This is a genomic window from Exiguobacterium sp. s131 (assembly GCF_018617345.1).
GTDB lineage: Bacteria > Bacillota > Bacilli > Exiguobacteriales > Exiguobacteriaceae > Exiguobacterium > Exiguobacterium profundum.
Map to the genome: position 1 here is coordinate 982,452 of NZ_JACSJX010000001.1, position 24,528 is coordinate 1,006,979.

30 protein-coding genes are annotated in these 24,528 nt (G+C 48.5%); 23 read left to right on the forward strand and 7 right to left on the reverse strand.

All coding sequences use genetic code 11. The features are described from left to right. Genes KNO69_RS05105 through KNO69_RS05130 form a run of 6 tightly spaced genes read left to right on the forward strand, consistent with a single transcriptional unit; the run spans position 1 to position 6,937 of the window. Complete coding sequence (locus KNO69_RS05105; protein WP_012726561.1) at positions 1–1,122, forward strand: Glu/Leu/Phe/Val family dehydrogenase; 1,122 nt, start codon at positions 1–3, stop codon at positions 1,120–1,122. A 1-nt stretch (position 1,123) separates the two neighbouring features. Next, the gene (buk, locus tag KNO69_RS05110; protein ID WP_214816460.1) at positions 1,124–2,215 is read left to right on the forward strand and encodes a butyrate kinase; all 1,092 of its coding nucleotides are present in this window, start codon (positions 1,124–1,126) and stop codon (positions 2,213–2,215) included. Then, the gene (gene lpdA, locus KNO69_RS05115) at positions 2,199–3,608 is read left to right on the forward strand and encodes a dihydrolipoyl dehydrogenase (RefSeq protein ID WP_214684043.1); all 1,410 of its coding nucleotides are present in this window, start codon (positions 2,199–2,201) and stop codon (positions 3,606–3,608) included. Before buk ends, lpdA begins: the two co-directional genes overlap by 17 nt. A gap of 12 nt (positions 3,609–3,620) precedes the next feature. Next, entirely contained in the window at positions 3,621–4,628 is a 1,008-nt protein-coding gene (locus KNO69_RS05120) for a thiamine pyrophosphate-dependent dehydrogenase E1 component subunit alpha (protein ID WP_370148335.1), read from the forward strand. After that, a complete protein-coding gene (locus KNO69_RS05125) occupies positions 4,628–5,605 on the forward strand; it encodes an alpha-ketoacid dehydrogenase subunit beta (RefSeq protein WP_078147095.1) in 978 nt (325 codons plus the stop codon). The genes KNO69_RS05120 and KNO69_RS05125 overlap by 1 nt, the downstream gene beginning before the upstream one ends. Positions 5,606–5,617: 12 nt before the next feature. Then, positions 5,618–6,937 (forward strand): dihydrolipoamide acetyltransferase family protein, encoded by a 1,320-nt coding sequence (locus KNO69_RS05130; RefSeq protein ID WP_214816462.1) that lies wholly within the window; start codon positions 5,618–5,620, stop codon positions 6,935–6,937. 40 nt (positions 6,938–6,977) lie between these two features. Here KNO69_RS05130 and KNO69_RS05135 read toward each other — a convergent pair whose 3' ends face one another. The 3 genes from KNO69_RS05135 to KNO69_RS05145 all read right to left on the reverse strand — a co-directional run bounded on the left by KNO69_RS05135 (position 6,978) and on the right by KNO69_RS05145 (position 8,480). After that, a complete protein-coding gene (locus tag KNO69_RS05135) occupies positions 6,978–7,193 on the reverse strand; it encodes a hypothetical protein (RefSeq protein ID WP_078147092.1) in 216 nt (71 codons plus the stop codon). A 95-nt stretch (positions 7,194–7,288) separates the two neighbouring features. Continuing rightward, the gene (locus KNO69_RS05140) at positions 7,289–7,588 is read right to left on the reverse strand and encodes a hypothetical protein (protein WP_214730538.1); all 300 of its coding nucleotides are present in this window, start codon (positions 7,586–7,588) and stop codon (positions 7,289–7,291) included. A 118-nt stretch (positions 7,589–7,706) separates the two neighbouring features. Next, entirely contained in the window at positions 7,707–8,480 is a 774-nt protein-coding gene (locus KNO69_RS05145; protein WP_031423357.1) for a sporulation protein, read from the reverse strand. Between the two features lie 99 nt (positions 8,481–8,579). Here KNO69_RS05145 and KNO69_RS05150 point away from each other — a divergent pair, with 99 nt between their 5' ends. From KNO69_RS05150 to KNO69_RS05185, 8 genes are all read left to right on the forward strand, one after another. Further along, positions 8,580–9,764 carry a class I SAM-dependent methyltransferase gene (locus KNO69_RS05150; RefSeq protein WP_214816464.1) on the forward strand — a complete coding sequence of 395 codons (1,185 nt, stop codon included), beginning with the start codon at positions 8,580–8,582 and terminating at the stop codon, positions 9,762–9,764. Positions 9,765–9,799: 35 nt separating this feature from the next. After that, positions 9,800–10,228: a BrxA/BrxB family bacilliredoxin gene (locus tag KNO69_RS05155; protein ID WP_012726551.1), complete on the forward strand. Its 429-nt coding sequence runs from the start codon at positions 9,800–9,802 to the stop codon at positions 10,226–10,228. Positions 10,229–10,284: 56 nt separating this feature from the next. Then, positions 10,285–10,626 carry a DUF952 domain-containing protein gene (locus tag KNO69_RS05160; RefSeq protein WP_074036735.1) on the forward strand — a complete coding sequence of 114 codons (342 nt, stop codon included), beginning with the start codon at positions 10,285–10,287 and terminating at the stop codon, positions 10,624–10,626. 181 nt (positions 10,627–10,807) lie between these two features. Continuing rightward, positions 10,808–11,599, forward strand: a complete 792-nt coding sequence (locus KNO69_RS05165) for a transporter substrate-binding domain-containing protein (RefSeq protein WP_214816466.1) — start codon at positions 10,808–10,810, stop codon at positions 11,597–11,599. Positions 11,600–11,659: 60 nt separating this feature from the next. Continuing rightward, on the forward strand, positions 11,660–12,319 hold the full coding sequence (locus tag KNO69_RS05170) for an amino acid ABC transporter permease (RefSeq protein WP_012726548.1): 660 nt from the start codon (positions 11,660–11,662) through the stop codon (positions 12,317–12,319). Further along, entirely contained in the window at positions 12,316–13,038 is a 723-nt protein-coding gene (locus KNO69_RS05175) for an amino acid ABC transporter ATP-binding protein (protein WP_031423364.1), read from the forward strand. Before KNO69_RS05170 ends, KNO69_RS05175 begins: the two co-directional genes overlap by 4 nt. 30 nt (positions 13,039–13,068) lie before the next feature. Next, positions 13,069–13,743, forward strand: coding sequence for a metal-dependent hydrolase (locus KNO69_RS05180; protein ID WP_214816468.1), 675 nt, complete (start codon positions 13,069–13,071; stop codon positions 13,741–13,743). A 2-nt stretch (positions 13,744–13,745) separates the two neighbouring features. Next, the gene (locus KNO69_RS05185; RefSeq protein WP_214816470.1) at positions 13,746–14,321 is read left to right on the forward strand and encodes an HD domain-containing protein; all 576 of its coding nucleotides are present in this window, start codon (positions 13,746–13,748) and stop codon (positions 14,319–14,321) included. Between the two features lie 34 nt (positions 14,322–14,355). On the opposite strand, the gene fadH is transcribed toward KNO69_RS05185, so the two are convergent. After that, positions 14,356–15,126 carry a 2,4-dienoyl-CoA reductase gene (fadH, locus tag KNO69_RS05190; RefSeq protein WP_353047488.1) on the reverse strand — a complete coding sequence of 257 codons (771 nt, stop codon included), beginning with the start codon at positions 15,124–15,126 and terminating at the stop codon, positions 14,356–14,358. 152 nt (positions 15,127–15,278) lie between these two features. Beyond that, positions 15,279–16,349 carry an N-acetylglucosaminidase gene (locus KNO69_RS05195; RefSeq protein ID WP_251028274.1) on the reverse strand — a complete coding sequence of 357 codons (1,071 nt, stop codon included), beginning with the start codon at positions 16,347–16,349 and terminating at the stop codon, positions 15,279–15,281. 77 nt (positions 16,350–16,426) lie between these two features. Here KNO69_RS05195 and KNO69_RS05200 point away from each other — a divergent pair, with 77 nt between their 5' ends. Continuing rightward, positions 16,427–17,416 carry an aromatic acid exporter family protein gene (locus KNO69_RS05200; protein ID WP_078147085.1) on the forward strand — a complete coding sequence of 330 codons (990 nt, stop codon included), beginning with the start codon at positions 16,427–16,429 and terminating at the stop codon, positions 17,414–17,416. Between the two features lie 182 nt (positions 17,417–17,598). After that, positions 17,599–18,726 carry a M20/M25/M40 family metallo-hydrolase gene (locus tag KNO69_RS05205; RefSeq protein WP_214817830.1) on the forward strand — a complete coding sequence of 376 codons (1,128 nt, stop codon included), beginning with the start codon at positions 17,599–17,601 and terminating at the stop codon, positions 18,724–18,726. A 45-nt stretch (positions 18,727–18,771) separates the two neighbouring features. Here KNO69_RS05205 and KNO69_RS05210 read toward each other — a convergent pair whose 3' ends face one another. Next, positions 18,772–18,945: a hypothetical protein gene (locus KNO69_RS05210; RefSeq protein ID WP_012726540.1), complete on the reverse strand. Its 174-nt coding sequence runs from the start codon at positions 18,943–18,945 to the stop codon at positions 18,772–18,774. Between the two features lie 72 nt (positions 18,946–19,017). On the opposite strand from KNO69_RS05210, the gene rnz reads away from it, so the two are divergent. From rnz to KNO69_RS05245, 7 genes are read left to right on the forward strand one after another with little or no spacing between them, the layout of a single operon-like run. Next, positions 19,018–19,923, forward strand: coding sequence for a ribonuclease Z (rnz, locus tag KNO69_RS05215; RefSeq protein WP_214686918.1), 906 nt, complete (start codon positions 19,018–19,020; stop codon positions 19,921–19,923). Position 19,924: 1 nt separating this feature from the next. Then, on the forward strand, positions 19,925–20,809 hold the full coding sequence (locus tag KNO69_RS05220; protein ID WP_012726538.1) for a hypothetical protein: 885 nt from the start codon (positions 19,925–19,927) through the stop codon (positions 20,807–20,809). Beyond that, the gene (locus KNO69_RS05225; RefSeq protein ID WP_214816474.1) at positions 20,806–21,216 is read left to right on the forward strand and encodes a DUF4430 domain-containing protein; all 411 of its coding nucleotides are present in this window, start codon (positions 20,806–20,808) and stop codon (positions 21,214–21,216) included. Before KNO69_RS05220 ends, KNO69_RS05225 begins: the two co-directional genes overlap by 4 nt. Beyond that, entirely contained in the window at positions 21,167–21,853 is a 687-nt protein-coding gene (locus KNO69_RS05230; RefSeq protein ID WP_251124864.1) for a hypothetical protein, read from the forward strand. Before KNO69_RS05225 ends, KNO69_RS05230 begins: the two co-directional genes overlap by 50 nt. Beyond that, complete coding sequence (locus tag KNO69_RS05235; RefSeq protein WP_214816478.1) at positions 21,831–22,787, forward strand: ATP-binding cassette domain-containing protein; 957 nt, start codon at positions 21,831–21,833, stop codon at positions 22,785–22,787. The genes KNO69_RS05230 and KNO69_RS05235 overlap by 23 nt, the downstream gene beginning before the upstream one ends. Then, a complete protein-coding gene (locus KNO69_RS05240) occupies positions 22,760–23,305 on the forward strand; it encodes a hypothetical protein (protein ID WP_214816480.1) in 546 nt (181 codons plus the stop codon). Before KNO69_RS05235 ends, KNO69_RS05240 begins: the two co-directional genes overlap by 28 nt. Positions 23,306–23,346: 41 nt before the next feature. After that, positions 23,347–23,679, forward strand: coding sequence for a hypothetical protein (locus tag KNO69_RS05245; RefSeq protein ID WP_196430840.1), 333 nt, complete (start codon positions 23,347–23,349; stop codon positions 23,677–23,679). Between the two features lie 30 nt (positions 23,680–23,709). On the opposite strand, the gene KNO69_RS05250 is transcribed toward KNO69_RS05245, so the two are convergent. After that, positions 23,710–24,504, reverse strand: coding sequence for an SDR family NAD(P)-dependent oxidoreductase (locus tag KNO69_RS05250; RefSeq protein ID WP_159562440.1), 795 nt, complete (start codon positions 24,502–24,504; stop codon positions 23,710–23,712). Positions 24,505–24,528 lie beyond the last annotated feature (24 nt).

The window sequence follows — 24,528 nt, forward strand, 5'->3', positions numbered from 1 at the left end:
ATGATGGAAACAAACACTGAGCCACGCTTCCGTATTTTTGATGTCTTACAATCTGAGGACTATGAGCAAATCGTATTTTGCCAAGACCAAGCGTCTGGACTAAAGGCGATCATCGCCATCCATGACACGACGCTCGGGCCAGCTCTCGGTGGACTACGTATGTGGAACTATGAATCAGAACAAGAGGCACTCACGGATGTGTTGCGTCTCGCAAAAGGAATGACATATAAAAATGCTGCAGCGGGTCTCAACCTTGGGGGCGGGAAGGCCGTCATCATCGGAAATGCGAAGACAGATAAATCAGAGGCGCTCTTCCGTGCATTCGGACGATATGTTCAATCTCTTAGTGGTCGTTACATCACGGCTGAAGATGTAAATACAACAGTTGCCGACATGGACTTCATTCACATGGAAACGGATTACGTCACGGGCGTCAGTCCTGCATTCGGTTCAAGTGGTAACCCTTCACCGGTCACGGCATATGGTGTGTATCGTGGAATGAAAGCTGCTGCGAAATGGAAATTTGGGACAGACTCGCTCGCAGGGAAAACCGTCGCTGTTCAAGGTGTTGGAAACGTTGCCTACAACCTGTGCCGTCACCTCCACGAAGAGGGTGCTCATTTGATTGTGACCGACATCAATGAGGAAGCACTCAAACGTGCAGAAGCAGACTTTGGTGCGACGGTCGTCAAACCAGATGAGATTTATGCGGTCGAATGTGATATTTTTGCACCATGTGCTCTCGGTGCCGTCATCAACGACAAAACGATTCCGCAATTGAAAGCACAAATCGTCGCAGGCGCTGCCAATAACCAATTAGCAGAAGATCGTCACGGAGACGTGCTCGACGAGAACGGAATCCTTTATGCACCAGACTTCGTCATCAATGCAGGTGGTGTCATCAACGTCGCGGACGAACTTGAAGGCTACAACCGTGAACGGGCAATGAAGAAAGTCGAACTCATTTATGACAACATGATGCGCGTCTTTGAGATCGCAGAACGTGATGGTGTACCAACGCATGTAGCGGCCGATAAGATGGCGGAAGAGCGGATTCACATGATGTCGCGTTCACGCAGCCAGTTCCTTAAAGTTGAAAAAAGCATTCTAGGGAGACGCTAAGATGACAAAACGGCTAATTCTTGCAATCAACCCAGGGTCGACCTCGACGAAAGTTGGATTGTTTGATGGGAAGGAAGAAGTGATGACACGTACGGTCCGACATTCAATCGATGTGACGGGTCTCACACTTCCAGAGCAGTTGCCTCATCGTGAGCAAGAAGTACGCGCCTTGTTAGAAGAGACGGGCATCGCGGTCAATGATTTGACCGCGATCGTCGGTCGTGGTGGCTTGCTTGCACCGATGACGTCTGGAACGTATACGGTCAATGAACTCATGCGTGAAGATTTGACGAGCGGACGTTTTGGGATGCATGCATCGAATCTCGGTGGTCTGATCGCTTCGAGAATCGGGGGAGCTGACGGGATTCCTAGTTTCATTGTTGATCCGGTCGTCGTCGATGAGATGAGCGAATTGGCCCGAAAGACAGGCATGCCGGAAATCAATCGTCGTAGCATTTTCCATGCCCTCAATCAAAAGGCTGTCGCGAAACGATTCGCGGCCGAAAATGGAAGCGATTACAATGAGTTGAATCTTATCGTTGCGCATCTTGGTGGAGGAATCACGGTCGGTGCCCATGCGGCAGGTCGAGTCATCGACGTGAATAATGGTCTCGACGGAGATGGGCCGCTCGCGCCGGAGCGTGCTGGCTCGATTCCTGTTGGACAGGTAGTAGAACTATGTTATAGTACCAGGTATAAAGAACCGGAAATGAAAAAGAAAATTGTCGGTCAAGGTGGTCTGTTTGCTCATCTCGGTACATTCGATGCCATTGAAATCGAGCAACGGGTGGAATCAGGTGATGACGAGGCGAGACTGTTGTATGAAACGATGGCTTATCGTGTCGCTCAAGAGATTTCAAAACACGGCGCAACATTATGTGGTCGTGTGGATGCCATCTTACTGACGGGCGGAATCGCATATTCCGAGTGGCTGACTGAAAAAATCAAGGAGCGTGTCACTTATCTCGCGCCGGTACACGTGTATCCGGGTGAAGATGAGCTTAAAGCGTTGACTGAAGGTGCACTTCGCGTCATCGAGAACGAAGAGACCGCACGAGTTTATGAGGGGGATACACATGGCACGAGAATTTGATGTTGTCGTCATCGGTGGAGGACCAGGAGGATATGTGGCTGCAATCAAGGCGGCCCAGGCAGGGAAATCTGTCGCAATCGTCGAGGCGAGAAAGTTAGGCGGCACCTGCTTACATAGAGGTTGCATCCCGACGAAGGCACTTTTAAAAGCTGCACATGTCTATCAAACGGCGAAGCAAAGTACGACGTATGGCGTGGAGACGGGAGATGTGACGTTCAATATGGAACGCGCTCAAACGTATAAACGTGATCTTGTGGCTGGTCTTGAAAAGGGAATCGAGCATTTGATGAAACAAGGGAAAATCGAAGTGTTTCGCGGAAAAGCCTCGATCCTTGGACCAAGCATCTTCTCACCTCAACCAGGGACTGTATCCGTTGAAGATGAAAGCGGTGAATCAGAACTGATTTTGCCGAATCAATTGATTATCGCGACAGGGTCGATTCCTCGTGAACTTCCTGGATTGCCGTTCGATCACAAGCGGATTTTGAATTCAGACGACCTCCTCAATTTTGAAACACTTCCTGAATCGATTGCGATTGTCGGTGGAGGGGTCATTGGAGTCGAATGGGCGTCCATGCTCGTCGATTTAGATGTGAACGTGACATTGATCGAAGTAGGAGATCGATTACTCCCACTCGAGGACAAGGCAGTCTCCCGTGAAGTGGAGCGTCTTTTGAAAAAGCGCGGAGTCCGTGTGAAGAAGAGCGTGACGGTCGACGCTGAACGAACATTGATTCACGAAAATGCAGTGGAGATTGCTGTCGGGGAAGAGATGTTACAAGTAGACTGTGTCCTCGTCTCGGTTGGCCGAGTTGCCAACACGGAAGACTTAGGACTTCAAAACACGTCTATCGTCGTAGAGAACGGCATCATTCAAGTCGATAGTCAGTATCGGACGAAAGAACGTCATATCTTCGCAATCGGGGATTGCATCGGGAAGTTGCAACTCGCCCACGTCGCTTCTGCAGAAGGTGTGAAGGCAGTCGAGACGATTCTCGGTCTTGAGCCGACACCGCTCGATTACGCGCTCATTCCACGCTGTGTATACAGTGTCCCTGAAGTCGCTTCGGTCGGTTTGACAGAAGAAGCGGCAAAAGAGGCTGGACATGACGTCAAGACAGGAACGTACCGTTTCAATGGGCTCGGAAAAGCAAGAATTGAAGGACAAGCCGACGGATTCGTCAAACTCGTTTCGGACAAAGAAACAGACGACCTTCTCGGTGTTCATATCGTCGGACCGAAAGCGACCGAACTCATCACAGAAGGTGGACTCGCGCTCGTCTTGAACGCGACGGCTTGGGAGATGGGACAACTTGTGCACCCGCATCCTGCACTGAGCGAAGCCTTCCAAGAAGCGGCTCTTGCCGTCGATGGATTACCGATTCACGCCTAAGGAGGAACAAGGATGGAACAGATGACTGTAAACTCATATGAAGAGCTTGGTTTAACGAAACAAGATTTATTGGCGATGTACGAAACGATGGTACGTGCCCGCAAAATCGATGAACGGATGTGGAAGTTGAACCGCGCCGGGAAAATCCCATTCGTCGTCTCATGTCAAGGACAAGAAGCGGCGCAAGTCGGTGCGGCGTTCGCACTCGAGAAAGGGATCGACTACGTCTTGCCTTACTATCGTGATGTGGCGGTCGTCCTTCACTTCGGTCAAACATCAAGAGACTTGATGTTATCGGCATTCGCGAAAGCGGAAGATCCGAACTCAGGTGGTCGTCAGATGCCTGGTCACTTCGGCTCGAAAGAGCATCGCATCGTGACGGGTTCGTCTCCGGTCACGACACAAGTCCCACATGCAGTCGGGATCGCACTTGCGGCGAAGATGAAAAAGGAAGAGCTCGTTACATTCGTCTCATTCGGGGAAGGGTCCTCTAACCAAGGAGACTTCCATGAAGGCGCAAACTTTGCAGGTGTCCATAAGTTGCCGGTCATCTTGTTCTGTGAGAACAACAAGTATGCAATCTCGGTTCCACTTACAAAACAGTTGGCATGCGAGCGCGTGTCAGATCGAGCGAAAGGATATGGCATGCCAGGTGTGACAGTCGACGGGACAGACCCGATTGCTGTCTATGCGGTCGTGAAGGAAGCGCGTGAACGTGCACTTCGCGGAGAAGGACCGACGCTAATCGAAGCAGAAGTTGAACGTCTCGTGCCACACTCATCAGATGATGATGACAAAGCATACCGTTCAGCAGAAGAATTGGCAGGGTTAAAAGAGCGGGACGGCATTCAATTGTTCCGTCAACGACTTGTGAACGACGGAATCGCAACGGCGGATACACTTGCTGAAATCGATGCACAAATCGATGCTGAAGTGAATGAAGCGACGACATATGCGGACAAAGCACCGTATGCATCGCCTGAATCTGCACTGGATTACGTCTATGAGGAGGAAAAATGATGAAAACGTTTATCGAAGCGATCAATGAAGCGATTCATGAGGAAATGGAGCGCGACGAAAACGTCTTCGTCGTCGGGGAAGACGTCGGCGTTCGTGGTGGTGTATTCCGTGCCACACAAGGGTTGATTGAAAAATATGGAGAGGATCGTGTCATCGACGCACCGCTCGCTGAGAGTGCGATTGCCGGAGTCGGGGTCGGAGCTGCCATGTACGGCATGCGACCGATCGCAGAAATGCAATTCGCAGACTTTATCATGCCAGCAGTGAACCAAATCGTTTCAGAAGCGGCAAAAATTCGGTACCGTTCAAACAACGATTGGACGTGTCCGATGGTCATCCGAGCTCCTTTCGGTGGGGGCATTCACGGGGCACTCTATCACTCGCAATCGGTCGAGGCGATGTTCAGTTCGACGCCAGGTCTGAAAGTCGTCATTCCATCAGACCCAGTCGATGCGAAGGGGTTGTTGAAAGCAGCAATCCGTTCGAACGATCCTGTTCTTTTCTTTGAACATAAGCGTGCCTATCGTCTTTTGAAGGCGGAATTGCCGACGGACGAATACACGGTTGAAATTGGTAAGGCCGCTGTCAAACGGGAAGGTGACGATATCACGATCATCACGTACGGTCTTTGCGTGCATATGGCACAAGAGGCTGCGAAAACGCTCGAAGAAGAAGGAATCAGCACGCACATCCTTGATCTTCGTACCGTCTACCCGCTCGACCAAGAAGCGATCATCGAATCGGTCAAGAAGACTGGTAAAGTGCTACTCGTGACGGAGGACAACAAAGAAGGAAGCATCATCGGAGAAGTGGCGGCGATTATCGCGGAGAAGGCGCTTTTCGAACTCGATGCGCCGATTGAGCGTTTGGCTGGCCCCGATGTGCCGGCAATGCCGTATGCACCACCTATGGAAAAATTCTTTATCGTATCCCCAGAAAAAATTGCCGAGCGGGCGCGTCAGCTCGCGGCGTTTTAAGGAGGCATCTCCATGGAACAAACGATTACCATGCCCCAACTTGGTGAAAGTGTGACAGAAGGCACGATCACGACCTATCTCGTCAAACCGGGAGACCGTGTGGAAGAATATGAACCACTCGCGGAAGTCATGACGGACAAAGTGACGGCAGAGATTCCGGCGACTAGCGCAGGAGTCGTCAAAGAGTTTCTCATTCCAGAAGGGGAGACCGTCAGCGTCGGGACACCGGTATTGACGATGGAAGTCGAGAGCGCGGAGGAAGCGGCAGTTGAGACGAAGACAGAACCGATTGCAGAAACGGCACCTGCAGAATCCGTCTCTATGCAAGCTGTCGCCACTGCACCGAAAAAACAAAGTGGAAACGGTCGATACTCTCCTGCAGTCATCCGACTCGCCAACGAGAATGATATCGATTTGAATGAACTGAGCGGAAGCGGTCTAGGCGGTCGGATCACGCGGAAAGATATTCTTCGTTACTTATCAGAAGGACGTCCGGCATCGACTTCTAAGCAAGCGACACAAGCGCCTGTCCAAGAGACGATGGTACAGACGAAGTTGGACGTTCCGACTGAGGCACCACGTCCTGTCGTTGAACCGTCACAACCGGTCGCATCATCATCGACTTCATCTGGCCGTTATGAATCGATTCCGACAGCCGGGGTACGTCAAGCGATTGCGAACAATATGGTCCGCTCGAAACACGAGGCTCCACACGCATGGCTCATGATTGAAGTAGATGTGACGAACCTCGTCGAAGCCCGTGCGAAATTGAAAGACGAGTTCATGAAACGGGAAGGCGTCAAATTGACGTTCATGCCATTCTTCATGAAGGCAGCCATCGAAGCATTGAAGAAGTATCCGATGATGAATTCGGAGTGGGCAGGAGATCACATCAAAGTTCACCAAGACATCCATCTCTCGGTAGCCGTCGCGGCAAACGACGCTCTATACGTTCCGGTCATTCGCCAAGCGGATGAGAAGAATATTAAAGGACTAGCCGTTTCCCTTCAAGACGTGGCAACGCGAGCGCGTGAGAATCGCTTGAAGGCTGAAGAGATGCGTGGTGGGACATTCACCATCAACAACACAGGTGCGTTTGGTTCGATTCAATCGGCACCAATCTTGAATTACCCACAAGCGGCAATCCTATCGGTCGAGTCGATTGTGAAGCGTCCGGTCTGGATGAATGGAATGTTTGCGGCACGCGATATGGTCAACCTTTGTATGTCTGTCGACCATCGTGTCCTTGACGGTCTCGTCGCAGGTCAGTTCTTACAAGCGATCAAACAATCGCTCGAGTCGATTGACCCAAACACATATACCGTATATTGATTAAAAAATGGAGGCGCTCCCAGTGGGGTGCCTCCATTTCTTATGAGTTATAGCCAAGGAATACCGTGAAGACGAAGCTTGCGGCTGAGATCAGTAAGAGAAGAAACGACAAGGACATGCCTATTGTGACGAGTCCTTTGGAGAGTCGTGGTTTGGATTTATATAGTGCGAACGCAAACATGAGACTGAATAGGCCGAGTGTCGTGAATAGTGTGAGTGGAATTGCTCGGTCGTAAAGAAATTGAAGTAGATCCAATGTAGAATCATCCTTTCTAATCATGCACCTTCGAATCGTCGTTGATGGACACGGTACGTCAATCTGCTGACTACGACGAACCCGAGAAGGAACATTCAGTATATAAAAATATAGTTTAATGAAAATGCAGAAACCCCATCATGTCTGACCGAAGAAATCCAAAGCAAAAGGAGTGAGGTAGGGAAATGAATCAATAGTACAAGATAGGGCATGAACTTCATGAATGATAAGGCGTTTGTCGACGGATTTCGCATGAGATACATGGCAATCAAACCAATCAGCACTTCGAGTCCACCAAGCGTGAAATAGGCGAGTGACTCAGAAAGACTGGTCTCTAGAATCGGTAAGGCAAGCGTTGCAAGACCAAGACTCCCAATCATTATTAAAGCAAACAAGATGTAGTCACCTCCAGAAAAGGGTTTATTCCATATGATCATTGTAAAAAAATGGATGCTTAAATTCAATACCTCAGAAAAACACGCCATTCATAGAAATGGCGTGTCAGTGATTTCCTTAAATCGATTGTTCAATCATCGATTCGATGTCGCGACGAACTTCAGCTACTGATAAACGTGCAGCGTCATAGCGTACACGATGAGTCGACTCGTCCGTTCCCGTCAAGTCAGCAAAGAGACTTCCGAGGTCGTGGACACTGCGGTCGACTTGAATGAGCAATTCGATGGCATCCTCGTCTTGTAGAATCACAACTTCTACCTCGTCTAACTGGCGACCGAATCGCGAACCGTTCGCTGAATACTCGAGTTCTTGGGCAATCGGAAGACGTCCCGAACGATGACGTGCCGGGAGCATCTCCGTGTCGGCTTTCTTCAAACGGAATCCGAGCTCGTCCATCGCATCTAATATGACTTGTTGAGCTGCATTCGGTTGTACGGTGATCGCATCTTCATCTTTTGGATCGACGGCTTGGGCGATATCAAGGCCCGTTTCAATCCATGATTTTGATTGGCTCACAGAGAGTGGCGTATTGAACGGGACGTTGACTGTGAACGGAATTTCTTTCACTTCTCCAGGACCAATCATAAACGGTGCTTCATTCAATAAGATTTTTTCAATCGTGAACGTCGAGTATGTCGACTTATCGTTCACCTCATGTTTATACAACGTATTGAAGAAAAGATAGATACTGTCGACGGATTGTTCGACCGAACCGCCTTCGATATGGACGACTCCAGTGAGTTCTCCACCCGGTGTACAGTGGCTTTCATTCAAACGTGTGTCGACTTTTGCGGCACCGATTCCGATTGATGATAAAATCTTTTTAAACATATGTGTATCCTCCTTTGACGTAACGTCGTCTTCGTGTAATAGTATGTACGGACAGGTGAAACGATATGTTTCAAAATTTCTAAAAAAGGATTGAATCCATTGGAATATAAAGCGTTACAAGAGCGTCTCGCAGACGTCTTACAATCAAATCATCTCGTGTCGGCGACCATCAGTCAACCCCGTCAAAAATCTAGCGATCTCAGACGGGTCAAATTGAAACCGGTTATGCTACGAAATGCGTATCATATCCAGTTCGAGTATCAGTATGAGCGGGTGATGAACCATAAAAACTTGACACCAGATGAGGCTGTCACGGAAGTGAATGAGCTTCTCGAAACGTTCCGACAAGGACAGTTTCAGTTAAAAGATTCCGACATCCAGTTCCAATTATCGAAAAAGTTCAAAGTGACATTGAAAGAAAAGCAGACGGCTCAAAAAGAAGTTCAACTGAGCCACAATCGGGAAAAACAGTACGTGCTTCCACTCGACGAGCCAGTTCCGTATCTCATTCGACTCGGCATTCAGTCAACGGACGGAAAAGTGAAGCGTCAAAAGTATGACAAGTTCAAACAGATCAATCGTTTCCTCGAGTTCATTGAGGATTCACTGAAATACTTGCCGGCAGACCGTACCGTTCGAATCTTGGATTTCGGATCAGGGAAGTCGTATTTGACGTTCGCGCTCTATCATTTCCTTCATGAGATGAAAGGATATGACGTCCATATCACAGGGCTCGATTTGAAGAAAGAGGTCATTGAAGAGTGTGCATCGATTGCGAAAGATCTTGGATATGAACGGCTCGAATTTTTAGTCGGAGACATTAATGAATATGAAGGGGAAACAGCTGTTGATATGGTCGTGACCCTTCATGCATGTGATGTGGCGACAGACATGGCTTTGGCACGTGCCGTCCGCTGGGGCGCGAAAGTCATCTTGAGCGTTCCGTGTTGTCAAAAGGAATTGAATCGTCAAATTCAAGCGTCGAATTTAGACGTGATGCTCCAACATGGCTTGATCAAAGAACGGTTCGCCTCACTCGCGACCGATTCCATTCGGGCTGAACTGCTTGGACTTGTCGGGTATGATGCCCAGCTGCTCGAATTCATCGACCTCGAGCATACGCCGAAAAATATCATGATTCGTGCCTACTTGACGAACCGTCAGGCGAGCGCAGAGACGAAGGCACGTTACCTTGCTTTCAAACAGATGTTAGGGGCAGACCCGTTCTTAGAACGTGAATTGAGCGATAGACTTGTCCTCGAGGTGGAACAAGACGTAAAATAAGGGAGTACAGACGAAATGTCGAAAGGGGAAACAACATGGATTTTCAATTATATTTTCAAGATGTAGTCGAACAAGCGCGTAACGAAGTACGTGCTGCAGGATACACAGAGCTCACGACACCGGAAGAAGTAGACGGAGCGCTTAAAAAAGAAGGGAAGACACTCGTCCTCGTCAACTCGGTTTGTGGGTGTGCAGGCGGGATTGCTCGTCCAGCTGCGGCATACGTCAACAAGATGGAAGGTGTGAAGCCTGACCATTTCGTGACCGTGTTTGCTGGTCAAGACCGTGAAGCGACAGATCGTGCACGTGAGTATTTTGAAGGATATGCGCCGTCTTCACCGTCAATCGCACTTCTTGAGGATGGCAACATCGTGACGATGGTAGAGCGTAGTGAAATCGAGTCATCGACTGCTGAAGAGCTCGTCGACCAATTGCAAACATTGTTCGACATCTACTTCGCATAATCAAGCATCGGCGCAAAGGCACTGCCTTTGCGCTTTTGTGAAAAGGGGCAGGGTATATGGAACCAGTCATCAAAATCATGACGGAGGCAGAATATATGATTGCCCTGTCACGCGGTGAAATCAATGAACCGTCACTTCAATCTGAAGGGACGATTAAATGTTGTACGCCGCAACAGATTGGAAAGGTCGTCAAAAAGTCGTATTCGGGTGAAGCGGTCGTTCTCGTATCGTTACACGTCAACCGACTTGGTCAGCTGCTACATTATGAATTGGATGAGGATGGAGAACGTTATCCACATGTGTATAGTGCCATCCCGATGACTTCGGTCAAACAGGTGCAACCGTATGGGTCACGCGACAATGGAACGGTCACATATTTCGCTTTCGAGCGAATGTGACCTTCTTTTTTGTATAATTTGCATGAATATACTTTACAAGTAATAATTATGTGTATATAGTGGTTGAAGACACAAGTCGGACAACTGATGTGTCATAGAACAGTTGAGCTACGTTCACACATATGTCATAATTTTGTTAATGTTCTGATAATTATCATTCAACTATGAAAGGGAGATGAAGATGAAAAAAGGTTTTCTAGCATTATGTTTAGCAGGACTGGCCGCGTTCTCAGTCGCGTGTGGGGCAGACGTGAACGAAGGAGGATCGACATCGACCGATGGTGAGGATGACAAAGTCATCGTCATGGGTACAAGTGCCGATTACTTCCCATATGAGTTCGTCGATACAGCGAATGGCGACGAGATTGTCGGATTTGATATCGATATCGCCAAAAAAGTGGCAGAGAACATGGGATATGAATTGAAAATTGAAGATATGGATTTCGGAAGCTTACTTGGAGCCCTCAATGCAGGTCGAGTCGACTTCGTAATGGCGGGGATGACTCCGACAGAAGAGCGTAAAGAAAATGCCGATTTCTCAGATATTTATTTCACAGCGGTGAACTTGATCATGTCAAAAGATGATTCGCTTCAATCACTTGAAGACTTGAAGGGGAAAAAGATCGGAGTCCAGCTCGGTTCGATTCAAGAAGGGATTGCACAAGATCAAATCACAGATGCTGAGATCGTCTCGTTGAACAAGATTCCTGAGATCATTCAAGAAATCAAGACAGGACGTATTGACGCGATGGTCATCGAAGATACGGTCGCGAAAAAATACCTCGAGCAAGATAGTGAATTGACGACATTTGAAATTGTGGACGAAGAAGAAGCAGGTTCTGCTGCTGCCTTCCGTAAAGATGATGAACTCCGCGATCAATTCAACGAAGAGTTGAAGAAGATGATCGACAGTGGAGAAATCGAAGAGTTAGCACAGAAATGGTTTGAAGAAGAGGCTGCGCCAGCCGAATAATGAATCGTACGAGGCTGACTGAAGATGAATCGGTCAGCCCTTTTTTAGGAGGAACTCACTATGGATTTTAGCCGGATTTATGATTCGATCCCTTATATACTTGAGGGGATTCCAGTCATGTTCCAAGTGGTGATCGTCTCGGCATTGATTGGGATCTCACTTGGGATTGTTGTCGCTACATTAAAAATTGTCCCGAATCGTCTGATTAACTTTATCGGACATGCTTATACAGCGGTGTTCCGTGGGACACCACTCATTTTGCAACTCGCCATCATCCACTTCGGATTGCCGCAACTGACGGGATATATCACGACACCGTACCAGTCAGCGGTCATCGCCTTCTCGCTCAACTCGGGGGCGTATATTTCAGAGATTATTCGAGCGGGTATCCAAGCAGTAGATAAAGGACAGTGGGAGGCTTCGGATGCTCTTGGTGTCCCGTATGTCAAACAGTTACGTTCCATCATCTTGCCACAGGCGTTCAAGAACATCTTGCCTGCTCTTGTGAACGAGATGATCACATTAACGAAAGAGTCTGCCCTCGTCTCGACGGTCGGGGTGCTCGATATCATGCGTCGTGCGCAAATCGTCGGTGGGCAGAAGGCAATCTACTTCGAACCGCTTCTATTCGCCGGTGTGATATACTTTACGATAGTGATGATCTTGACGTATCTTGGACAACGTCTAGAAAAACGGTTAAGAAAGAGTGATGGAAGATGATCGAAGTAAAAGACCTACACAAACAATTTGGTGACTTAGAAGTGTTAAAAGGAATCACGACGACGATCGAGCGTGGTGAAGTGGTTGCTGTCATCGGACCGTCCGGGTCTGGTAAATCGACATTTCTACGCTGTTTGAACATGCTTGAGATTCCAACGAGCGGTACGGTCAGTGTCGACGGATTCGAGCTCACGAAAAAAGGGGCGAACGTCGCGAAGGCGCGTCAAAACATTGGGATGGTATTCCAACAGTTCAACTTGTTCCCTCATATGAGCGTATTGGACAATTTGACGTATGCACCAATCAACGTCTTAAAAGTCAGCAAGGCGGAAGCGCTGGAACGTGCGAAGAAATTACTCGAACGTGTCGGCCTTTCTGAAAAAATCGATGCCTATCCGAGCCAACTCTCGGGTGGACAAAAACAGCGTGTCGCCATCGCGCGTGCCTTGGCGATGGAACCGAACGTCATGTTGTTCGATGAACCGACATCGGCACTTGACCCTGAGATGGTCAATGAAGTACTCGACGTTATGAAAGGGTTGGCTGAGACTGGGATGACGATGGTCGTCGTCACACACGAAATGGGCTTCGCCCGTGAAGTGGCAGACCGCGTCCTCTTCCTGGATGAAGGGATTCTCATGGAAGAAGGAAAACCGGCTGACCTGTTGTTGAATCCGCAAACCGACCGGGCGAAACGTTTCTTGGAGAAAGTGTTGTAATCTGAACTTACGAAGGAAGGATGAATACACGTGAAAATCACCTATTATGGACATGCGACTGTAGGATTTGAGATTGATGGCGTAAACGTGTTGATCGATCCATTTTTGACGAGTAACCCTCATACGGAAATAGACCCTTCTACACTACGTCCGGACTATTTGTTGCTCACACATGCTCATTTCGATCATATCGAGGATGTCGAATTGATTGCGAAATCGTCGGGTGCGACGATTGTGGCGACACATGAACTCGCATCGTATTACGAGAAAAAAGGCTTCACTGTTCACGGGATGAACATCGGGGGAGGTCATGCCTTTCCGTTCGGGCGTGTCACGATGACCCAAGCGTTCCACAGTTCGAGCTTTGACATGGGGGATACACCGGTCTATATGGGGATGCCTGCCGGATTCATCATCGAGACGAACGAACTGACGCTCTACCACGCTGGAGACACGAGTCTCTTCTCCGATATGAAGATGTACGGTGAACGGTTTGAAATCGATGTCGCGTTCCTTCCAATCGGAGACAACTTCACGATGGGACCGACAGACGCATTAGATGCGGCGCAGTGGCTTCAAGCGAAACGTGTCGTTCCGATCCACTTTGATACGTTCCCGCCGATTAAACAAGATGCTCAGGCGTTTTGTGACCAATTGCACCGTCGAGGTCTCTTGATTGAACCGAATACGACGATCGAGATTTAAGTATGGACGTGATTCAAGCGACGCGAGAGTTCATCGGAACGATTCATGCAGATGACGCGTCGGGTCATGACGTCGCCCACATTACGCGTGTCGTCCGACTAGTGGAACGTTTAATGGAGGATGAACCGGTCAATCGGACGGTTCTCCTCCTCTCGGCATATTTACACGACGTGGAAGATCATAAGCTCGGTCGTCCGAACGGTCTCGTCAAACAGCATCTGTCCTCAATTGACATCACTGAAGAGCAAGTGGACTTGGTGATGGCGGTGATTGATGAGGTCTCCTTCTCAAAAGGCAAGACCCCGACGAGCCGGGAAAGCGAAATCTTGCAAGACGCCGACCGTCTTGATGCGATGGGGGCCATCGGGATTGCGCGAACGTTCCAGTTCGCGGGTTCTCGCAAAACTCCGCTCGATTTGTCGGAAGAGAGTGCCATTCAACATTTTCATGACAAGCTGTTGAAGCTGGCGTCGATGATGCATACCGCAAAAGCAAAACAAATAGCGATGTCACGTCATGCTTTCATGCAGCAGTTCCTAGAACAGTTTCATGAAGAATGGGATGGGGTGGACATATAAAAGGACGACCGAGTATATTCGGTCGTCCTTTTGATTAGAATGGATGCTTGTTCAACCAATGACCACCGTCAAGAGAGATGCAATCCCCGTTTAAATAGCGCATCTCGTCTGATGCCATCCAGTAAGCGAGGTCCGCAATCTCTTCCGGTGTCCCAAAACGTCCAAGTGGGACATTACGGCGAATACGCTCCACTTCCTTCACGTGGGAGACGAGCTTTTCAGCGCCGCCTGTCCGTTCAATCGGTCCAGGACTGATGGCATTGACCCGCGCGCCGAATTGATAGCCCCATTCAACCGCGAGTGTTCGCGTCAAGTTCAAGACCCCTGCTTTCGCTGCCGCACTCGGTGCGACACCAGGACCTGCCTGCCACGCATAGGAAGCGACCATGTTGATGATGGAGCCGCCACGGATTTCATCTGCTTCCCAATGTTTCCCGAGAACATGGGTGCAGTTGAATGTCCCGTTCAAGACGATGTCGATGACACTTGCCCAACCATTAGGAGATAAATCAAGAGTCGGACACACAAAATTCCCTGCAGCATTGTTGATGAGTGCGTGTACAGGTCCATAAGCGGATACGATGTCAGCCAGTGCTTTCGCGCATCCTTCATAGTCACGAACGTCATGTTGCACACTCATCGCCTGACCTGCATCGATTGAATTCAAATCGTTCATCGCTTCTAGTAGTCGTTCCTCGTTTCGACCGCTGATAGCGACGTTCCATCCTTCCTGTTTAAATTTTAATGCCATCGCTTTCCCCATGCCGGATGATCCCCCGGTAATCCAAATCGTTTTCATCTTAATTCCCCCTCAAAAATGAATGGTCGTTCATTTATACTATTCGTCTTGTGATGTGAAAATCCTTCAATAAGATGTTGATTCATATTGAATCATTCCTTTGTCCTGAAACGTATACAGACGTCAAGCAGCCCGACTCGTATGAGCCGGGCTACTTTTCATTGAATTTTTTTCAAGTACTTCAAACCGAGTTCACGGTCGATCGTGTACATCGTACCGGCAACTTTCTCACCCCAGTATGGATCGGAGGCATAGAAGATATTGATGCCTTCCTGCTTGTTCCCAGGATAATCGCCACGAGCATATGGCCCAGTGACATATTTAGTCGCAAACAATTCAGCAGCAGCTTGTACGCTGGCGTCAATTGTTTTAAAGGATGTCGCATTCCCGCTCGGGTCGTCATCTGTCGCGCGGAACCCAAATAGGTTCCGCTTGTCCCGAGCGATATCGGACGTTCCAAATCGGGACTCATGCCCGGCAACCGCCAGCAGGAATAAGGCATTAATGTTATACGTATCTTCTGCCCGTTTAAAAGACTTGCCTTCCCCAGCGAGTGGTGAATCGATGGATTTTAAATATTGATCAAACTCGTCAGCCGAATATGGGGACGACTTGCGAATCGATGCAAATTGATAAGGAGAATCGAAGACGTCTTGGACACGTTCTGTGTAAAAACGGTCATCCGAGTTTTTTTCTGTCGGACCTACAAGGAACGTACCGGCGAGATTGGCGTTCGCTTCCACCGTATGGTAGACGTCACCTTCTCGAATCTCGTAAAATCCACGTCTCTTCACAACTGCTTCAGGAAATAACGCCATTTGATCCGGTTTGACATACACATCCGCCCCGGAGATACGTACTTTAAGATGATCGTCTCCGCGCTCAATTAGTTGAAGTCTCGTGCCACCAGCGACATAGGATTGTCGTGTTTTAAATGATGCATCTTTATATAAGTTTGTGATAGCATCACTCGGAGTGACGACGACTCCGGTACCTGTAAAATCGAGTACTTCTCCAGAGGGGGAGAACAATGTCCGGTTCTTACCGGCCGTCATGTATCGTTTTGCTTCTGCGAGAGATTCGAACGACCTCGTGACACGGTCGCCATTCGTCACCGTTTCGACGGTGTAGGTGTCTTCACGGGAAGATTGAATCCATAAAAAGGCTGCGATGGCGAGACTAAGTGTCGCAATCATCGGCCAAACCTTAAGTCTTTTCTTTCGTTTCAATCAAATCACTTCCAAACTTTTGAATTGCCAAACGAGTTGATTTAGTCAACAATTTGATGGAGAAGGGGGAAATTAGTATGAAAATTGGAACGCGGACGTTAAAGACCGCGGTCGCAGCAGGTATCGCGATGCTCATTTCCGAAACAATTCATCTCGATTATTTTGTATTTGCAGCCATTATCGCCATTTTAAGTATTCAAGAGACGCGTAAAAAATCGATTCGCGCCTCCTATGAACGAGTCATGGCAAGTCTTCTCGCCATCGGAATGGGTGCGGCGATGTTCACGCTACTCGGCTATTCACCGGTGACGCTCACACTTTATTTTGTCATTTTCATTCCACTCGTACAACAATTGAAACTGCAAGACGGGCTCATTACGAGTGTCGTCATCTTGACCCACCTCTACACCGAGGCACAGTTTACACTCGAGTTATTTATCAATGAGCTATTCCTCATTGCAATCGGTGTCGGTGTCGGGCTCGTCGTCAACATGTATATGCCGACGCTTGACCGTGAGATTGAACGGATTAAAGAGAATATCGACCGTTCGCTTGCTGTTCTGTATTATGACGTGGCGGCATGTGTCGAGACGGGCATCTATAACAATCACTCGATGATGCTCATCAAGACGCGGGACTATCTGAAAGAGGGGAAAGATTTAGCTCTTCGCCGTATGGGGAACTCAATCGGAAAGCGAAACGAGGACATGGACTATCTATACTTCCGAATGCGTGAACGACAGTATGATATTCTCAAACGAGTCGCTGATAACGCCAGAGAAATCACGATGGTCGTCAATGAAGCAAAACCGGTCGCGACGTTCTTACGTCGAGTCGGGGATCATGTGAACGAGCATGCCGATGCCTCTGTCTTTTTACAGGAGCTAGAAGAGATGATTGAGCATTATCGAAAAAACGTACCTCTCCCCACGACGCGTGAGGAATTCGAGGTACGCTCATCCTTATTAAATATTTTATCAGATGTAAAAAGTTACTTGATCTTGAAAGAGCGATACATCTTGCTCTTAAAAGAACATGGTCATGCTCGAGAGAAACGTGCTGATTAAAAAGATTGAGACGATGACGACGACGCCGATTTGAATGATGCGTTGTCGTCTTTTCTGTTTTTTCTTCATGGTCTGCCTCCATATACGTGTTTGCCATCATTGTACAGAATGGAAAAGATTCGTGCAATCCAGGGGAGTTTGATATAATGGTCAAGAAATGTTTGGATGGAGGGATGTTGTTTATGGTAAACGAGACACGCGTGCTCGACACATTTTTAGGATTGGTCGGCATCGATTCAGAAACGAAGGAAGAAGCGATCATCTGTGAACATTTGAAAGGTGTATTCACAGAGCTTGGCTGCGACGTCTACGAGGACGACGCATCAACGAAGACGGCACACTCTGGTAACAACTTGATCATCACGTTGCCTGCAACGAAAGAAAATGTTGATCCGATTTACTTTACGGCTCACATGGATACGGTCACTCCAGGTAAAGGAATCAAGACGAGCATCGAAGACGGATATGTCGTCACGGATGGTACGACGATTCTCGGAGCAGACGACAAGACCGGCCTCACTGCGATGATCGAACTCGTGCGTGTATTGAAAGAAAAACAAATTCCACATGGTCAAATCCAGTTCGTGATCACTGTCGGGGAAGAATCAGGTCTCGTCGGTGCGAAAGTATTGGATTTATCGAAAATCGATGCGAAGTTCGGTTTTGCCCTTGATTCGGATGGACCAGTTGGAGACATCATTGTCGCCGCTCCGACTCAAGCAAAAGTGAACGCGAAGATTTACGGGAAGACGGCTCATGCTGGTGTCGCACCTGAAAAAGGAATCTCGGCGATTCAAATCGCAGCGAAAGCCATCGCGAAGATGCCGCTCGGTCGTATCGATGAAGAGACGACAGCCAACATCGGACGTTTCGAAGGGGGTCGCGCGACAAACATCGTGTGTGACTATGTCGAAGTTCTTGCTGAGGCCCGTTCCCTCATCCATGAGAAGATGGAGAAACAGGCGGAAACGATGAAACAAGCGTACATCGAGGTCGCTGAGTCGTTCGGTGGTCGTGCCGAAGTGGACATCGACATCATGTATCCTGGATTCAAGTTTGAAGAAGGCGACGAAGTCGTTGAAGTTGCGAAACGTGCGGCCCAGACAATCGGACGCCCGACACGAATCCTCTATTCAGGTGGAGGGTCGGATGCGAACGTGATCGCAGGTGGCGGAATCCCGACAGTCAACTTGGCTGTAGGCTATGAAGAGATTCATACGACGAACGAACGCATGCCACTTGAAGAGTTGTATAAACTCGTCGAATATGTCGTGACAATCGTTGAAGAAGTCGCATCACCTAAGCAATAAAAAAGAGCCGACCATTCGTCGGCTCTTCGTATGTGTTCGTACTCGTTATGCTGCGAACTCCAGTGATTCTAAAATCAACTCGTCTGTGCAATGAAGTTCGATCGCTATGTCGTGAATGCGGATAGAGGTGCCTTGTTCCTGTTGGTGCAAGCGATTCATCAAAGCTGCTCGTTCTCGAATCGTCTCATAAATCGATTCGGGTTGTTCTGCCTTGGTCATCACAAATCACATCCTTTTCAGCGATTACGTCAAGTATAGCATGGACGGTTTGAAGAAAGGACTTAAATATTTATGAAGTTACAGTTTTTGGGAACTGGGTCGGGGATGCCTTCGAAACAGCGCAACGTATCAGGGCTTGCACTCGATTTATCGAACGTGACCTGGCTGATTGATTGTGGAGAGGGCACACAACATCAAATGCTCTACACGAAAATCAAACCGAGAAAAGTGACAGCGGTATGGGTGACGCATCTTCATGGTGACCATGTATTCGGATTGCCTGGATTCTTATCGACTCGTTCGGCACTCGATGGAACCGCCCCCTTGACCGTCTATGGACCAAAAGGATTGAAAAAATGGCTTGAAGCTACTTTGCGTGTCACAGGCTCACATCTAGGATACGAGCTGACCGTGATCGAGTACTCGGACGGGGACACATTCATACAAGACGACCATCTCGTCACTGTGCGAAAATTAGAGCATCGGTTCCCTTCATTCGGTTTCCGAATCGATGGTCCAGAAAAACCGGGCATGCTACGCGTCGATCTTGTAAGAGAACTCGGAATTCCAAGTGGACCGATTTATCGAACCATCAAAGAATCAGACCGATTTGAATTTGAAGGAAAATGGTATGACTCTAAAGAATACGTCACTGAACCGATTCCGGGAAAAATCGTAGCGATTTTAGGAGATACAATCCCGTGTGAGAACGCGCAGAAGTTGGCGGATGGAGCAGACCTCCTCGTTCACGAGGCGACGTTTATGGAGGCGGAACAAGCGCTCGCTCGGAAGTATGGTCACTCGACGACACGTGAAGCGACCGCTCTAGCGAATGCGTGCGCCGTCGGCAAGCTGATTGTGACACACATCTCAGCACGCTATGTCGGACGAGAGGAAGAATTTGTTCAAGAAGTTGTGTCGGATTTTCCATCGAGTCTCGTTGCGACGGACTTTTTAGAATATACAGTGGGGGAGTGATGTGACCATTCAACTCTATGTATGGGCAGCCTTTTTAGTAATCAGCGTTCTATTAGGGATTCGATTGAATCAATTAAAAGAGCCGGAAGCGAACTTTTTTCCAAAGTTCTTATTTTATTCACTGCTTGGAATCGTGTCTTTCCCCATCGGCGGTTTTCACATTCCGATTGGCTTTCTATTGTCTTTTTTGTTCTTTCCGAAACAGAACAGCCGGTATAAATGGTATGGGGCACTGTTAGGGTTCTTCTTTTTTCTTGTCTTGCTTTTTGTCCCGTTATTCGATCAATCCGGGTTTCGTTCCGAATCGCAACAAATCGGCGCCGTTTCGGTCACGGATGAATCGTTTGATGACATGACTGAAAAATTGTTACAACGAATCAATAGTGAATCGATTAAATTAGATCGTGGGAAACTACAGATCGACCGAGAAGGGAACGTTCAATCAATTGAGTACTTACTCATGGTGGAACGAGCCGAATCGTTCCAACAGATCCGTGTAACATACGGCTCAGGACAACTTTCGTATGAACAAGTCGATGAACTGCGTAAAGAATCTGGACAGGCCTTTTTTGAAAAGCTTGTCGAATTCGACCACATGCTGTCGACGTTACGAGGTCCTTCATGGGATGAGTATACTGACGTCGTTTCTGCCCCAGTGTTACAACTTTCCTATGATGGGTTGTATGACATGTACACGTTCGAAAACGAATCGATGCTTATGATCAATCGGGACAATGAATTGGTCAAGTTCTGGCTCCAGCGCGAACCAGTCCTCGCAAACAGCATCCAACTCGTCGGACTGACACGGGAAGGACGAAGTTCAGGCGAACGTTTTGCGATACTATATAATTATTCGATACATCAACGAGAGGATTTGACAGAATGATCAAACCGTATTTGAGTATTTCCCTATTAGCGACCGCACTTCTTGTCGGATGTGGCGGAGAAGAAGCCCAACAAGAGGCGTGCGATGTAAGTCCGACCATTTCCGTATACAATGCGGCGACGGAAGAGACGCTCTATCAAGAGAAGAGCGTCTGTTTGGAAGAGGATGCGACCGTGCTCGACGCATTGAAAGCGACAGGGCTTGACCTCGAAGTGACAGGAAGCGGAGACATGTCGTACGTGACGGCAATCGAAGGCATCGAAGAAAAATCTGAAGGACAATCGTCAGGCTGGGTATTTGCTTTTAATGGCGCGCCCGGAGATGAAGGGGCCGGTGCTAAAGAAGTAGAATCGACGGATGTCATTCAGTGGCGGTTTGAACAAGATGCGATTGCTTTCTTCGAATGAGGCAGATTGGGAGCGGCGACATCCTGTCACGCTCCTTTTCTTTCTATTCAGCCATCTATTCATTCTGACGTATATCCATGATGTCACAGTATTTGTCATCGGCCTTGTCCTTTTGCTCATGCTTGAACGTCGGTTTCCATGGACGATGCTCATCGTATTGATTGCGTTTGCTGTCGTCTCGGTCTTCCCTGCATTGTTCGGATGGGAGTTATCGCTCACTTACATATGGCGTCAGCTATTGAAGTTGGCTACTTTCTTACTTGGCATGCTGTGGATTTCTCGGATTGTTCGATTGGAACGATTGCTCCCACTTCTCTATAAATGGCCCCGTTCAACTTCCCTCTTGTACGGGGCGTGGGCACTTATTCCTTCGATGGAACGAGCGGTACGTCAGTCGCTCAGAAGTCACCCGAAAGGAGCCTGGCAAGAAGCAATCGAGATTGGCATTAATAGCCAAAGGCATGAGCCACGATTTGCGGTCGAGCCGATGCGTCGATTCCGATTTGAGGATGTTCTCCAACTCTTTATGATTGGCTTGATTGGCTACGTATCACTCGAGTGGACCATCATCCCATGGCTCATCTATCCATACGTCACAAAAGGAGGTGTTCGTGATGCAATGGCTTTCTACCGTTGACGGGTCGCTCGAGGCATATATCGAGCGGTATCGTCCTCGAGTCATCAGAATGAATCAACCATTCTCAGGAAAAGTTGGTCATTTATTATCCCGTGTTGATTCGCTTCGGGGGGCGGAACTCGCCTCACTCTTACAAATCGATGCCCTGTATCCAAAAGCGTTTGACGCCTGTTCAAGCGGTGAGCAACAGATTGTACAAGTCGCTTATGCTCTATTAGATCAGCCCGAAGCAATTGTACTTATCGAACCGTTCCGCCACCTCGATCAATTCCGTAGAGAACATCTAGAGATGCTACTTCGTCGTACTTCCGGTCTCGGTGTTCGGATTGGTTATACGGAACGGGCGCAAGAATCGTCTGAAGACATGAAAATCACTTTCCGACAATCGGAGACGATACCAAGAATTGAAGCGACCGATGTATCCTATCGTCATCCGCTTCAGGCGACTTATGCCATTGAAGAAGTGACGGTCCAAATAAATGAACCGGGCCTCACCGTCTGTATTGGGACGAACGGAAGTGGAAAATCGACGTTGCTCGAACTTTTAGCAAGGAGCAGACGCCCTCTTCGTGGACGGGTGAAGCGGGGGGAGCGAGCTGCCTATCTTCCTGCCGAAACGGAATACGGTCCGTTTCCGAAAGAATCGAACCGGAGGATCGCTCAACTACAAGCCGTCCTGAACGACTCGGCAAGCGTCCTTTTGCTCGATGAACCGACGGTGGATTTAACGAATGGGGAACGTACGGCGTTCCTTGAAGCGCTCTTGAAAAAGTCCGAATCAGCCCGCGTGCTTTGTGCGACCCATGATTTGGCGTTAGTCGACCAAGCGACGGACGTGATTTACCTTGCGAGTGGTCGCGTGGTCTTTCAAGGAGAACGGTCACTCTTTCAAGAACGGAGTACGCTATGGTCACATACGTCCTCGCCATTCTGATTGCCATCCTGGTGCTGTATCGATTTGAAAAATCCGATCTCCCGGTTCAACCGCTCGTGCAGCTCTTGGCACTCGCAGTCATCGGTCGCTGGCTTTTCATGACGATTCCGAACGTACAACCGACGACAGCCATTTTGATGCTGACGGCACTATGTATTGGATTGAATGCTGCGGCGGTCCTTGCGCTCTTCGTACCCATCTTGTCAGGTCTGTTGCTCGGGATCGGACCGTTCGTCTTCTATCAATTTTTAGGCTGGCTCCTTATCGTAACGCTCGTCAGCAGTTTTAGACCGTTATGGATGAAGTCGAACATCCTTTTTCTTCTGTTTGGTTTTTTGTCCGGATTTATATATGGATGGACGACCAATTTAGCGTTCTTCGAAGTGATTGGAGCTGATTTTTGGAAGCTGCTTCTACTCAGTGTCCCGTTTGACTTGGCACATGGGCTATCGAACGTCTTTTTCCTCTTTTTAATCCGTCCGTTGTTCGAGCGCATATTCCTTCGTCAGCTCGGGTAAATATACAATAGTCATATCATTTTGAGTGAGGTGAACGACGGATGGGTGCATATATCAATCTCACAGAAGTCGGCATGTTTCTACTCGTAGGACTATTGTTTATCTTGTTAAACCTGATTCTATTGGCAAAACGTTACACGAGAGCCCGTTTTGCCATGATCAGCATCCTTGCGGCGAGCGTGTGGCCAGCACTCATGATTGTGCTTTCCGTGGAACAACTGAGCATCATGGACCAGCTCACGTCAGGAGACCTGACGCTCGATGCCGTCATGGCGTGGGGAGTCGTCATCGCTACAGCGCTGATGACTATGATTCCGGCAGGTGTATTTCTACACCGGCTTGTGAACGTCTCTCGCTTACACTCTGAACCATAAAAGGAGCGACCCGATGCGGTCGCTCCTTTTTCATGTGGTCGATTCAGCAGGTGTTCCATCAGCCGGTTTTTGGACGCGACGCAATACTTCGAGACTGAGAGCTCGTGGCATCAATTTGGCGACCCCGACCAATAACTGATTAGAGAGTCCAGGGATGACCACACGCTTGTTATTCATCACCCCTTTGTATCCGAAGAAGGCGACGAGATGAGATGGCATTTTCGAGAATGATAATTCACTCCCGGCACGATTAAAGAAGTTCGTATCCGTCGGGCCAGGGCATAATACACTCACATGCACGCCACTACCTTTTACCTCGGCATGAATCGCTTCAGTGAATGAGAGGACATAGGCTTTCGTCGCGTAATAGACGGCCATATATGGACCAGGTTGGAAGGCAGCGACGGACGCAACGTTCAACACATATCCGTGGTCACGTTCGAGCATGCCAGGCAAATAGGCTTTCGTCAGTTCGGTCAACGTATTGACGTTCAATCGGACCTCGTCGGCTTCTGTCTCAGCATCAAGGTCGGCGAACGCGCCGGACGTGCCAAACCCGGCATTGTTAATTAAAAAGTCGACAGTGAGGCCAGCTTCGGCAATCATCGTCGTCAATCGGACTGCTGCGCCATGTTTTGCCAAATCTAGAGCAAAGACATGTACGTTGATGCGATAACGTGTCTCAAGTACTTTTTTTAGTTCATGCAATCGTGGTTCGTTCCGAGATACTAAAATACAGTCGTAGCCGTCGCGAGCGGCGAGTACGGCCAAGTCTAGACCGATGCCCATCGAGGCGCCGGTGATTAAAGCTGTCTTTGACAACATGATCCACTCCTTTGATGAAAAGTC